This is a genomic window from Frankia sp. CeTa3Moorea (assembly GCF_978021225.1).
Map to the genome: position 1 here is coordinate 12,459 of NZ_CDXDOR010000014.1, position 11,723 is coordinate 24,181.

Genomic DNA, 11,723 nt, shown 5'->3' on the forward strand with positions numbered 1-11,723 from the left:
TTCAGCGCCGCGCTGGACCGGATCGGCCTCGGCGCGGCCGGCGCGCCGGCATCCGGCGGGACCGAGGGTAACGAGCCCTCGTCCGAGGGATGGCATCCACCCGGCCCCGCCGGGGATCTTCTGGTGAGCAGCGCGGGAGTATGCGCCCGGGCAGGTGAGGCGATGTATCCCCAGGCCGCGGCGATCCTGGCATCGCGAGGGCTCGACCCGTCCGGCTTCCGGGCAAGGTTGCTGACAGCGGACCTGGTCCAGGCCAGCGATCTGGTGCTGTGCGCAACCCGCGCACACCGCTCGACGGTGGTGGGCCTTGTGCCGCGGGCCATGCGCCGTACCTTCACCCTGCGCGAGTTCGGACGGTTGACCTCCGGAGTCCGCCCCGCCGACATCCCCCCGGGCGGGGCACGGGTGGCCGGGGAGTACCTCGCCGCCACGGCCTGGCGGATCCGGGCCGCCGGCCGCGCGCTACCGGCCACCCTCGACGACCTGGCCGACCCCCTCGACGGCGGTCGGGAGGCGTTCGAGAACTGCGCGCGGATGATCGAAGAGACGTTGTCACGGCCGATGGCCCTGCTAGCGGAGGCGTGTCGCGAGCCACTGGCGGCCGCGTCTACGGACCCCGCAGGCCCGGCAGGCCCCGCAGGCCCGGCAGGCCTCGTAGACCCGGCAGGCCTCGCAGACCCGGCAGGCCTCGCGGATGTCCCGGTCGACCGGACCCCGGCACCGGGATGAACATCCTGATCGGGAACCGGTGGCTGGCCGGCTTCCTCGACGAGACCCCCCTGCCCGGCCACTGCCGGATCCGCCCGGACACCTGGGTGACGCTGTTCCCCGTGGACGGTCAGTTCTTCGTCAGGGCGGGCAGCGGCCGGGCCCTCGCCGCCTACACCCGCGAGTTCGGCATCCGCGCGGTCGCCCGCAAAACGGCCAGCCGGCTGCGGGAACGCGACCGCAACCAGCGTTACTTCGGCGTGGGCCTGGGCACCCTGGTCGAAGCCGTCCCACCCGCTGGTGGGGCGGCTTCGCGGACGGGAACGACCGTCGCTTTCGTCGCCCCCTGCCACCCGGCGTGCATGGAACGCGTCGTCCTGCATCAGGACCTCGTCCGCCCGGTCGGGCCGCCCGGCCCCACCGGCGCTCCCGCTCCCGCCGACTCACTCGGCTTCGTCAGCCCCGATCCGCCACCACCGCGATCCGCGATCGTCTACCGGGCCCAGCCGGCGACCGCGTGGCCGGTCGTGGACGACACGCTCATCGGCTGGTCTCCGATGTCGGGAGCACCGGTGGATCCCGGTGCCGTCGACCGTCTCGTCGCCTGGCTCGCAACCGAGTGGACCGGGGCCCGACCCGGGGATCGCCCACTCGCCGGGGTCAGTCCGATCACGGAGAGCACCCCGCGCCATGGCCCGCCGCCCGCGTCCGGGCGACCCACCGCTGTCCTGTTCGGGTTGGGACACTATGCCAAGACGCAGATCGTCCCGCACGTCCGTGATCACCTCGACCTCGTCGGTGTGCATGAGATCGACCCCGTCCAGCTGGGCGCCCGGCGACCGGACCGATGTTCCTGGGACACCGCGGCGCTGCTCCGGGACGGGGAGCGGGCCGACGTCGTCCTCATCGCGGGCTACCACCACACGCACGCGCCGCTGGCCCGGGAGGCGCTGCGGCTCGGCTCAGTGGCCGTCGTCGAGAAGCCCGTTGTCACCACAGAGGACGATCTCGACCGGCTGGTGACACTCCTTCACGCCGGCGGGCGCCTGTTCGCCTGCTTCCAGCGACGCCACAGCCCGATGAACGCCTGGCTGCGCTCCGACCTGCGCCTAGCCGACGGCAACGAGCCGCTGATCTACAGTGCCGTGGTGTACGAGGAACCGCTTCCCCGCCGGCACTGGTACCGCTGGCCGTCCTCACGCACCCGACTGGTCAGTAACGGCTGCCACTGGATCGACCACTTCCTCTGGCTCAACGACTTCGCGCCGGTCCGCCGGAGCACGGTGGCCCGCTCCCGCACGGACACCTTCACGGTATACGTCGAGCTGGAGAACGACGCGGTCCTCTCGCTCGTGCTGACCAGTGCCGGGGGCAGCCGGCACGGTCTGCGGGAACAGTCCCAGCTGCGCGCGAACGGTGTGACGGCCACCATCGTCGACGGTTCGCAGTACACCGCGGAGGCCGGGTCCCGCATCCTGCGGCGGCGGCGAGTCAACCGGCTCGACAGCTACCCGGCCATGTACCGCGACATCTGCGAGGGCATCGTGGCCGGCGCCCCGGGCGAGGACGCAGGGCAGATCGCCGCCGTCGCCGCGCTCACGCTACGGCTGGACGCCGCAGCCGGCGGGGATGGGCCCGAACCCTGATCCCCGGGATCAGGGTTGCCAAGGACGTCACGGCTGCCAGGGACGTCACGGTCCTGGTGCCGGCGGCGCCCGGACCCCCGAATCGGACCGCCATCACGGGCCCGGTGCGACCGCCACGCCGTCGACCGCCACGCCGTCGACCGCCATCAGGAGGCCGCAAGGTCGGCCGGCACCCGGCGCCCGACCGCCCGCCGGGCTGCCGGTCCCGCCGCCGACGGACGCGTGGCCACGACGGCCTCGACCGCCGGTGCCACGATCGGGGAGACCGGGGACTGTGCCGCGCAGGTGTCGACCGGTCCCGCCACGGCGCGCGGCGCGGTCCCGGGATGGACGGCAAGCCGGCTGCCCCATTCCCGCAACCAGCCGACGACTCGTTCCCCGGCCATCGGACGTGACACGAAGTATCCCTGGACCTCGTCACACTGCCAGGCGGCGAGAGAGGCCCAGGAACGCTGCGTTTCGACCCCCTCGGCGACAATCCGTAACCGCAGCGCATGCGCCAGGGAGACCGTGGACCGCACGATCTCGGCCGCGGCCGGATCGCGGTCGAGGTCACGCAGGAAGGTCCGGTCCAGCTTCACCTCGTCGGCCGGCAGTTCGCGCAGGTACGACAGCGAACAGAACCCGGTGCCGTAGTCGTCCAGGCTGACCCGCACACCGAACCGGCGCAGCCCCGCCAGGGTTCCCTGTGCCAACTCCCGCGCCACGATGAGGGAGTCCTCGGTGACCTCGATGACGAGCGCCGAGGGCGGGAGCCGGTGCCGGGCGAGCGCGGCCCGCACCACGCCGACGAAGGCGCAATCGACGATGACCGACGCGGGGACGTTCACCGATACCGCGAGCGGGGCACCCCGGCCGTGCCAGCGCGCGCAGTCGGCCAGGGCCTGGTCAAGGACCTGCACGGTGAGCTTCGGCATCAACCCGGCGCGTTCGATCTCCGCCAGGAAGGCGTCGGGCGGCCGCACGCCGTCGACCGGATGACGCCAGCGGACGAGGGCCTCCACACCGCTGATCCGACCACTGCGCAGATCCGCCTTGGGCTGGTAACTCAGTTCGATCTGGCCGGAGTCCAGCGCATGGCGCACCTCGGCCCGCAGCAGCAGGCGGGCCCGGTTGATCGGTGGATGGTCGCGGGCGTAGACGGTCTGCCCGTGACGGCCCCCCTTCGCCAGGTACATCGCCTCCTCTGCATGACGAAAGAGCTCCAGCGCGCCACGGCCGTGCTCGGGGGCATGGGCGATCCCCACGCTCGCCTCGGGCCGCACCGGAGTTCCCGCGAGCGGAACGGGCAGTTCCAGCACCTCCCGCAACCGCCGAGCGACCTGTTCGGCCCGGGCCACGTCAGCGCCGCGCAACAGCACAGCGAACGCGTTGCCGTCCACCCGGGCGAGCAGATCCGATCCGGGCAGCGCCCCGCGCAGCCGGCGACCCACCGTGGCGAGCAGGCGGTCCCCATACTCATGCCCGAGCGCCCCGTTGACATCGCGCATCCGATCGAGATCGATGAGCAGCACCGACACGGACGTTGCGCCGCGCGCCCGGTGCTCACCGCCCGCGAGACAACGGCTGGCGACGTCGAGGAAGTACCGTCGGCCCGGCAGCCCGGTCAGCTCGTCCACCACGCCGCGCCACGGCCACGCACGGCCAACGCCTCCCCGGGGATCCCACGACCGGATGTCCGGGCCGGCTGGACCGTTCGCATCGGCCAGACCGTTCGCATCGGCCAGACCGTTCGGACCCGGCCGGACCGCCGCGGCGAGGATCGCCACCGCGATCGACAACGCCGCGGCCGCGAGCACCACGCACGACAACGCGACCGGCGACGGCACGGGCCCGCCCCAGTCGCCGATGAGACAGAGCAGTCCCAGAAACAGACCGAGCGCACCCCCCATCAGGGCGGCGACCCCCGCGACCGGCCGGACCAGCATCGACCGGGGCAGCATTGACCGGAACAGCACTGACCGGACCATCGTCGCTCCACCCGCAGCGCATCCATGACTTGGACGAGCACGCGGACCGACATCGCCGGTCCGCGTGCTCCCGGGGACAGCCGTCCCCGCCCCGACCTCGTGGCGCAACCACCGGTGGCCACCCGACGGGCGGCCCGCACCGCCGTGCCGGATCGTCGAGCCACGCCGTATCCGATCCCGCCCATTCATCGAATTCCCCCGAAGCCGATCCCGCAATGTCCTTGAGCAAGCTGCGTCCTTGAGCGAGCCGCGTCCTTGAGCGAGCCGCCGCAGCCGGTCGAGGATGGCCGCCCACGGCGCCACCACCGCCGGCATCACGCGTCTGGTTTATCCCCGCGCTATCCGAGCGTAACGTGCGCCAGGTCGCAGGGTATCCGATGCCCGACTTTCCACCGGCATCGGCTCGGCCCGTGGCCGCCGACCCCGTCGTTGGCCAACCGCCGGGGACACTAATCACCATGAAGGGCACCGGCGAAATCCAAACCGTTGCCACCCGGGACCACACCGTGTCCATTCCGGGAAATCCCCCGCCAGGGGCGGAGAGCCTACAGTAATCAGCTCCTTGCCCGGCACCTCACCAAGTTCCCCGGGCACCGGACAGGCGACGTCGAACCGAGTCGGGGCTACCACCTCAGATTCGGCGGCGCGATACGTGTAGTAACGGTCTCGCACCTCGACGGGGAGGGGATCCCCAACCTTCAACTCATCGAGACGACTAAACAGTTCTCCATATGCGGTCCGATGTCCGGAAACCACGACATTCTCCAGCTCACCGGGCATGGCGGTCCCCGTCATATGTCCGGACCCCGGCGCAGGACGCTGGCGGGGGCGCCTCCCACCATGGCCGGTGAATGATTTGGACCGAATCGTGGAGCACACCGAATCATGGAGCACGCAGTATCATCGGCGGGTCACGCCAGCATCCTGCGTCTCACTCACCGTTACATGCAGAGGCATTCCTGTTACCCTCGGTACTCATTCCGAGCCGTGGAGGCTCGTCGCCCGCCGGACCGGATGCTCTACCCGAGCGACGCAGGGGGTCCGATGAAGACCGTGGCGGTGATCGTCCACTGGGGTCCACACCGGCCGACCGTGGAGCTTGCGAGGTGGCTCGACGGCAGCCCCGTCATCGCCCAAGTCGCGGTGGTCGCGAACGACCGGTCGGACCGACCCGACCACCTGCCGGCCTCGGTCGCCTGGATCCTGCCGCCCCGCGACCTCGGTCTCGGCGGAGGCTTCCGGCTCGCCAGCCACGGCTACCCCGCCGCGCAGGCCTATCTCCTGATCGGCAACCACGTCAGGATCCCGGACCCGGCGCTGCGCGCCTGCCTGGATCTGCTGGCCGGGACGAATATCGGCGTGGTCGCGCCCACCCTGGTCGACGACGACGGTCGGCGCTCGGGCCCGGCGCGGCTGAGCCCGGTCCTGGCGGCACCGAAGGCCCGGCGCCCCCCCGGCGACCGACCCCTGGAGGCCGACTGGGTCGCAGGCACGATCATGTTCGTCAAGGCGGACTGCCTGCGGCGGATCCCCCTGGACGGCCGTTACTACCTCGGGTTCGAGGATGTCGACTTCTGTTACCGCGTCCGGGAAGCCGGATGGAGCGTCGTGGTCAGTCCGCACCGTGCACGGCGCATCGGGAGCACGACCGTCCCCCGGCGTGGCGACGCCTATTACGGGGTGCGCAACCGGCTCTGGTTCGCCCGGATCCGCGGATGGCGGGCCCGGGCCGCCTTGATCGCCCTGGCGACGGCGGTCGTCGTGCTACCCCGCGCCGTCGCCCTGGACATGCTCCTCAGGCACGGTACCCGAACCTCGGCCCTCGTCCTCCACGGCCTGCTGGACGGTCTCTCGATGCTTCCCCCCCCGGGAGAGGCACGTGACGACGAGCCGCGCGCCGCTCACTGGACAAGCTGGCCGTAGCCGGGCCGGCCACCAGGCGCGGACCGTTGCCGCATCACGGCAACGCCGGGGGCGCCGGTCCGGCGCGTCGCCTGTGGCGCCGCGAGGAACAGCGCCTGCCAGGCGAACATGTTCGGCCACCGGTCCAGCACGCGGCGATCCCACCGCCGCACCAGGTCCCCGGGGAGCAGCTCACGGGTGCGCCACCACGGCAGACCACCGGTGGTGGCGGTGGCGACGATGCGCAGTCCGTTGTCCTCCAACAGCCGCCGTGCCGAGTCGACGGTGTAGAACCGCAGGTGGGTAGCGTCCATGAGACCGGTCTCGGTGTACTCGAACCGACCCCGCAGGAACAGCGCGCGCTGCCGGTAGTGCAGCACGTTCGGCAGCGCTACCAGGACCCGGCCACCGGGTGCCAGCGCCCGCCGGGCCTCGACGAGCAACGGCACCGGATCCGCCAGGTGCTCGAGGATGTGGGAAAGCAGCACGAGCTGGTGACTCCCGTCGGGGACGAAGGGCAGCCCGGCGCTCAGATCGGCAAGTTCGACGTGGTCGCACTCGGCCGCGGCGGCGGCCCGCTCGGACGGATCAATCGTCACCCCCGTCACCCGCCAGCCCCGGGCCCGCAGCAGCCGCGCGTTGTCCCCGGCTCCGCACCCACAGTCCAGCGCCTTACCCGCCGGTATGTCGATCAGATCGAGGAGAGGCGGGTTACCACCGTTGCGGTACCGCAGATCGGCTTCCATACACGACCCCTTGTCGCCATCATCGGAGAAGCTACAGGCAGTCAAGAGAACTCGAAACGTTACTATGACACGCTCCACAACACAGGACTAGCACCTGGAGAGACATTAAAATCACTCTCCGTGCAGATCTCGCGCCGATCCACCGCCCCGACCGCCTCCCTCACCGATCGACCTGCCCGGGTTCTGCTGCTGAGCAGTTCCCGCGGCCTCGGTGGTGGGATCGAGCGTTATCTTTCGACGGTCGAGGAGACACTGCGGGCCGGTGGGGCCGATCTCCTGCGGGTCGACATGCTGGAGCCAGGCGTCGAGCTGACCCCGGCGATCAGGGCGCGCTTCGCGTCGCGCGCGCTCGCTGCGGCGCGCCGCTTCGGCCAGGCCGACAGTGTGGTCGCCGGGCACGCCAACCTCATCCCCGTCGCGGCGGCAGCCGTCCGACTGTCCCGGGCCCGCCTCGGCCCGGTGCTGCTCTACGGCACCGACATCTGGGGCATGCGCCGCACCGACCGCGCGATCCTGCGCGCCGACCCGCTCCTGCGCCCGGTCACGATCAGTTCCTACAGCGCCGGCGCGCTGTCGACGCTGGGGCTGGCGCCCATCCTCCGGCCGGGCATCTCACCGACGTGGCGGGCGACCCTGCTGGCCGAGGCGAGCCGCCGCCGGCCGTTGTCTCCCGTACCGACCATGCTGAGCGTGTTCCGGCTCAGTGACTGGGTGGGCAAGGGTGCGGGGGTCCTGCTGGAGGCCGTGGAGTCCGTCCGGGCCACTCTCGGCCCGGTCCGGCTGGTGTTCGCCGGGCAGGGCCCGGCACCCGGGGCCCTGCACGAGCTGGTGTCCACGCACCCCGACACCGAGCTGCACGAGTCCCCGGCCGACGACGCGTTGGCACGTCTCTACGCCACCGCCGACCTGTTCGCGCTGTGCACCCGCACCCGCTCGCGCGGGCCACGGATCAGCGGCGAGGGCTACGGCATCGTGCTGCTCGAGGCGCAGCTCGCCGGGTGCGCGGTGATCGGACCCGCCTCAGGCGGTAGCCACGACGCCTACCAGGACGGCGTGACCGGGCAGACGCCGATGGACGAGTCGGCGCAGGCGCTGGCGGACGTCCTGCACGGCATGCTCGCCGACCGAGCGCGACTGGCCCGCGTCGGCCGGCGCGCCGCGGAGTGGGCCGAGGCCGCCACCCGGCCCGACGACTACCTCCGCACGGTTTTCACCGCCCTGACCGGACGGCTACCGAGCAGCGAGGGCCGGGACATCCCGGTCCAGCCCACGGGTGCCGGAACCCGGCGGGGGGCGACACGGGTCAATACTCCCACCGGATCGGCGTGACTCCCGGATCCGGATCACGACGAGAGCGTCCATCCCCGGGCCTGAAGGATCCGGACGGTCATGGAGGAACCCGCCTGATCATGAAAAATGCATCGAACGGATCGGACTGATCCTCACGCGACGCGACACACAGGTCAGTAAACCCCGATACCGAACCCGATACGAATATCAAATATCGACCAGAGGCAACCATAACACTATCGGCAGTCAACAGCCGGAAATGGTTGCCGGCCGCTCCTACTCCAGGTAGTCGCGCAGCTTCTGCGACCGGGAGGGATGCCGAAGCTTGGACAGCGTCTTCGACTCGATCTGGCGGATGCGCTCCCGGGTGACCCCAAACTCGCGCCCGACCTCCTCCAACGTACGCGGGTGCCCGTCAGTGAGCCCGAAGCGCAGCTGGATGACCTTCTTCTCCCGGTCGGACAGGGTGTGCAGGACCGAGTCGAGCTGCTCCTGAAGCAGGATGAAGCTAGCCGCGTCGACCGGGACGACGGCGTCGCAGTCCTCGATGAAGTCCCCGAGGTGGGAGTCCTCCTCCTCACCGATGGGGGTCTCCAGCGACACCGGCTCCTGTGAGACCTTGAGGATCTCACGCACCTTGTCCGGAGTGAGATCCATCTCCTTGGCGATCTCCTCCGGGCTCGGCTCCCGGCCGAGGTCCTGCAGGAGCTGCCGCTGGATGCGGATCAGCTTGTTGATGGTCTCGACCATGTGCACCGGGATGCGGATGGTGCGTGCCTGGTCGGCGATGGCCCGCGTGATCGCCTGCCGGATCCACCAGGTGGCATAGGTCGAGAACTTGTAGCCCTTGGTGTAGTCGAACTTCTCGACCGCCCGGATCAGGCCGAGGTTGCCCTCCTGGATGAGGTCCAGGAACAGCATGCCGCGCCCGACGTACCGCTTGGCGATCGAGACGACGAGACGCAGGTTCGCCTCAACCAGCTTGCGCTTGGCGATCTGCCCGTCGCGTTCGATGGCCTCGAGGTCCCGCCGCATCTGCGGGGAAGTTTTCTTGGTGGCCACCGCCAGCTTCTCGGAGGCGAACAGCCCCGCCTCGATCCGCTTGGCGAGATCGACCTCCTCCTCGGCGGTGAGCAGGGGGACCTTGCCGATCTCCTTGAGGTACATGCGCACCGGGTCGGAGGTCGGCGCCTTGAGGGCGAGCTCCTCCTCCTCGCGGCGACGGCGGGCCAGCAGATCCGCCTCGTCGGGGCTCTCACCTCCCGCCTCGAGTACCTCGATGCCCTCGTCGTTCAGCACCTGCAGCACCGTCTCGGCCTGCTCCGGGGGCAGCTCCGCGGCCTGGATGGCGACCGTGACATCCTCGGTGGTGAGGAACCCGATCTCCTTGCCCCGGGTGATGAGGTCCTTGACCTCGTCCACCTGGGCTTCGCGGGGTAGGACGGTAGGACTCATGGGCGGAATCTCGTCACTTCCTTCTCGGGATCGACCCAGGTTACGCGGCACCTACGCCCCGCTCCCGGAGTTGATGCTTGTGCTGCTCCAAAGCAATCAGCTCCCCGAATGCACGGCGGAGGGCCTCGGCGTCGGTCACCCCGTTGAGCCGCTGCACACGCGACTTCAGGTCCGTGATCCGACGGGTCACATGCAACTCCTGTACCCGCGACATCTGTTCGTCGACATAACGATCATCCACATCGTGGTCACACAGCACCCTCTCCACTGCGAGGGCAGTAACGAAGCGTCGCAGCTCCTCCTCCGGAGCCGCCGCGGTCAGCTCGGTCACCCAGGTGGTGACCTCACCGGACCTCGCCAGCCCCGCGCACACCCCACCGGCCTCGGCGATGAGGTCACGGACAGCACGGTGCGCGGGAACAGTGAACATCTCCGGAGCCAGCGTGTCGAACATCGGGCCCGCAAGCCCGGGATACTGAACGGCCAGCTTGAGCGCCTCACGCTCCACGATGGCCGCCGCGTCATCGGCCCCCGCCCCGCGCCGGCGCATCGGCGCGGAACGGGCACCAGCCCGCTCGCCCCCCTGCCGCGACCGGTGCTCGGCCACCCGGCCCACCACGAACCGCTCGTCGAGGAAACCCAGCCAGCGGTCCAGGTTCACCGCGTACCGGTGCCGCAACGCGGCGTCCTTGAGCCGGTTGACCAGCGGCGCGGCGGCGTCCAAGGCGGCGAGCCGGCCCTCGGTGGTGTTGAGGTCGTAGCGGTCGAGCACCCCGCGGATTGCGAACTCGACCAGCGGCACCCGGCTGGCCACCAGATCCCGCACGGCGCCGTCGCCACCGCTCATCCACAGCTCGCAGGGGTCGCGGCCGGAGGATTCCACCGCCACGAAGGTCTGGGTGGCGAAACGCTCCTCGTGCTCGAAGGCGCGTAGCGCCGCCTTCTGCCCGGCCGCGTCGCCGTCGAACGTGAAAATCACCTCACCGCGACGCTCGTCGGAGTCCATGAGCAGCCGGCGGACCACCGCGACGTGCTCGGAGCCGAAGGCGGTGCCACAGGTCGCCACGGCCGTGGTGACCCCGGCGAGATGGCAGGCCATGACGTCGGTATAACCTTCGACCACCACGACCTGGTACCGCCGGGCGATGTCACGGCGGGCGAGGTCGGCGCCGTAGAGCAGGTTCGCCTTCTTGAACAACGGCGTGTCCGGCGTGTTGAGGTACTTCGGCCCGGCGTTCGAGGCGTCCTCCTCGGCGAGGCGCCGCCCACCGAAGCCGACCACCTCACCGGCGAGATCCTTGATCGGCCACATCAGCCGATGATGGAAACGGTCGATCAGGCCCCCGCGGGCGCCCTGTTTGGCCAGCCCCCCGAGCACCAGCTCCTCGCCGGTGAAGCGCCGGGCGAGCAGATGCCGGGTGAGGGTGTCCCAGCCGGTCGGGGCGTAGCCGACCTCGAAGCGCGCCGCCGCGGTAAGATCGAATCCCCGCGCGGCGAGGAAGTCCCAGCCGGCGCGCGCGGAGGCCTGCGACCCTAGCTGCTCGGCGTAAAACTCGGCGGCCACCCGGTGCGCCTCCAGCAGCCGCTGCCGCTGGCTGGACACCGTACGGCCGGTGGTTCCACCGCCCTCGTAGGCCAGCGTCACCCCGGCCCGGCGCGCCAGGCGTTCCGCCGCCTCCCGGAAGGTCAGCCCGTCGATCTCCCGCACGAAGGAGTAGACGTCGCCACCCTGCTGGCATCCGAAACAGTGGAACAGGCCGGTTGCCGCATTGACGTAGAAGGAGGGTGACTTCTCGTCATGGAACGGGCACAGCCCGACGAGCTCGTTACGCCCCGCCGGACGCAGCTGTACGTGCTCGGCCACGACGTCCGCAATCGGCGAGCGCTCCCGGACCAGGGCGACGTCGGCGTCACGGATTCGTCCCCCCACCCGTCCCTCCCAAGTCCGCGTCGAGACTCTGCGGGTACCCGAACGAGAGGTAGCTCGCCCGGGGCAGAGCGCCCGT

The 11,723-nt window shown here is 70.6% G+C and carries 9 protein-coding genes; 4 read left to right on the forward strand and 5 right to left on the reverse strand.

Annotated features, from left to right (window positions below):
* Both AC08OV_RS04605 and AC08OV_RS04610 read left to right on the forward strand, forming a co-directional pair.
* The coding region (locus AC08OV_RS04605) for an arsenate reductase/protein-tyrosine-phosphatase family protein (RefSeq protein WP_476619341.1) at positions 1-729 on the forward strand (729 nt) is incomplete at its 5' end.
* On the forward strand, positions 726-2,354 hold the full coding sequence (locus AC08OV_RS04610) for a Gfo/Idh/MocA family oxidoreductase (protein ID WP_476614195.1): 1,629 nt from the start codon (positions 726-728) through the stop codon (positions 2,352-2,354). The genes AC08OV_RS04605 and AC08OV_RS04610, both read left to right, overlap by 4 nt.
* A 146-nt stretch (positions 2,355-2,500) precedes the next feature.
* On the opposite strand, the gene AC08OV_RS04615 is transcribed toward AC08OV_RS04610, so the two are convergent.
* Together AC08OV_RS04615 and AC08OV_RS04620 are read right to left on the reverse strand one after the other, a co-directional pair.
* Positions 2,501-4,312, reverse strand: a complete 1,812-nt coding sequence (locus AC08OV_RS04615) for a putative bifunctional diguanylate cyclase/phosphodiesterase (RefSeq protein WP_476619342.1) — start codon at positions 4,310-4,312, stop codon at positions 2,501-2,503.
* A 465-nt stretch (positions 4,313-4,777) separates the two neighbouring features.
* Positions 4,778-5,119, reverse strand: a complete 342-nt coding sequence (locus AC08OV_RS04620) for a class E sortase (protein ID WP_476619343.1) — start codon at positions 5,117-5,119, stop codon at positions 4,778-4,780.
* A gap of 249 nt (positions 5,120-5,368) precedes the next feature.
* Here AC08OV_RS04620 and AC08OV_RS04625 point away from each other — a divergent pair, with 249 nt between their 5' ends.
* Positions 5,369-6,247, forward strand: a complete 879-nt coding sequence (locus AC08OV_RS04625) for a glycosyltransferase family 2 protein (RefSeq protein ID WP_476614192.1) — start codon at positions 5,369-5,371, stop codon at positions 6,245-6,247.
* Here the strand turns inward: AC08OV_RS04625 and AC08OV_RS04630 are convergent.
* Positions 6,226-6,972 (reverse strand): class I SAM-dependent methyltransferase, encoded by a 747-nt coding sequence (locus AC08OV_RS04630; protein WP_462186686.1) that lies wholly within the window; start codon positions 6,970-6,972, stop codon positions 6,226-6,228. The two genes, AC08OV_RS04625 and AC08OV_RS04630, sit on opposite strands and share 22 nt — an antisense overlap.
* Positions 6,973-7,092: 120 nt before the next feature.
* Between AC08OV_RS04630 and AC08OV_RS04635 the strand changes: the two genes are divergently transcribed.
* Entirely contained in the window at positions 7,093-8,301 is a 1,209-nt protein-coding gene (locus AC08OV_RS04635; RefSeq protein ID WP_476614191.1) for a glycosyltransferase family 4 protein, read from the forward strand.
* Positions 8,302-8,538: 237 nt separating this feature from the next.
* Here the strand turns inward: AC08OV_RS04635 and AC08OV_RS04640 are convergent, their stop codons facing one another.
* Both AC08OV_RS04640 and dnaG read right to left on the reverse strand, forming a co-directional pair.
* Positions 8,539-9,717 (reverse strand): RNA polymerase sigma factor, encoded by a 1,179-nt coding sequence (locus AC08OV_RS04640; RefSeq protein WP_035730083.1) that lies wholly within the window; start codon positions 9,715-9,717, stop codon positions 8,539-8,541.
* A gap of 40 nt (positions 9,718-9,757) precedes the next feature.
* Positions 9,758-11,647 carry a DNA primase gene (gene dnaG, locus AC08OV_RS04645; RefSeq protein ID WP_476619344.1) on the reverse strand — a complete coding sequence of 630 codons (1,890 nt, stop codon included), beginning with the start codon at positions 11,645-11,647 and terminating at the stop codon, positions 9,758-9,760.
* Positions 11,648-11,723 lie beyond the last annotated feature (76 nt).

Coding starts and splice junctions, on each gene's coding strand:
- AC08OV_RS04610 (WP_476614195.1), top strand. CDS start 726: ATGAACATCCTGATCGGGAACCGGTGGCTGGCCGGCTTCCTCGACGAG.
- AC08OV_RS04620 (WP_476619343.1), bottom strand. CDS start 5,119: ATGACGGGGACCGCCATGCCCGGTGAGCTGGAGAATGTCGTGGTTTCC.
- AC08OV_RS04640 (WP_035730083.1), bottom strand. CDS start 9,717: ATGAGTCCTACCGTCCTACCCCGCGAAGCCCAGGTGGACGAGGTCAAG.
- AC08OV_RS04630 (WP_462186686.1), bottom strand. CDS start 6,972: ATGGAAGCCGATCTGCGGTACCGCAACGGTGGTAACCCGCCTCTCCTC.
- AC08OV_RS04625 (WP_476614192.1), top strand. CDS start 5,369: ATGAAGACCGTGGCGGTGATCGTCCACTGGGGTCCACACCGGCCGACC.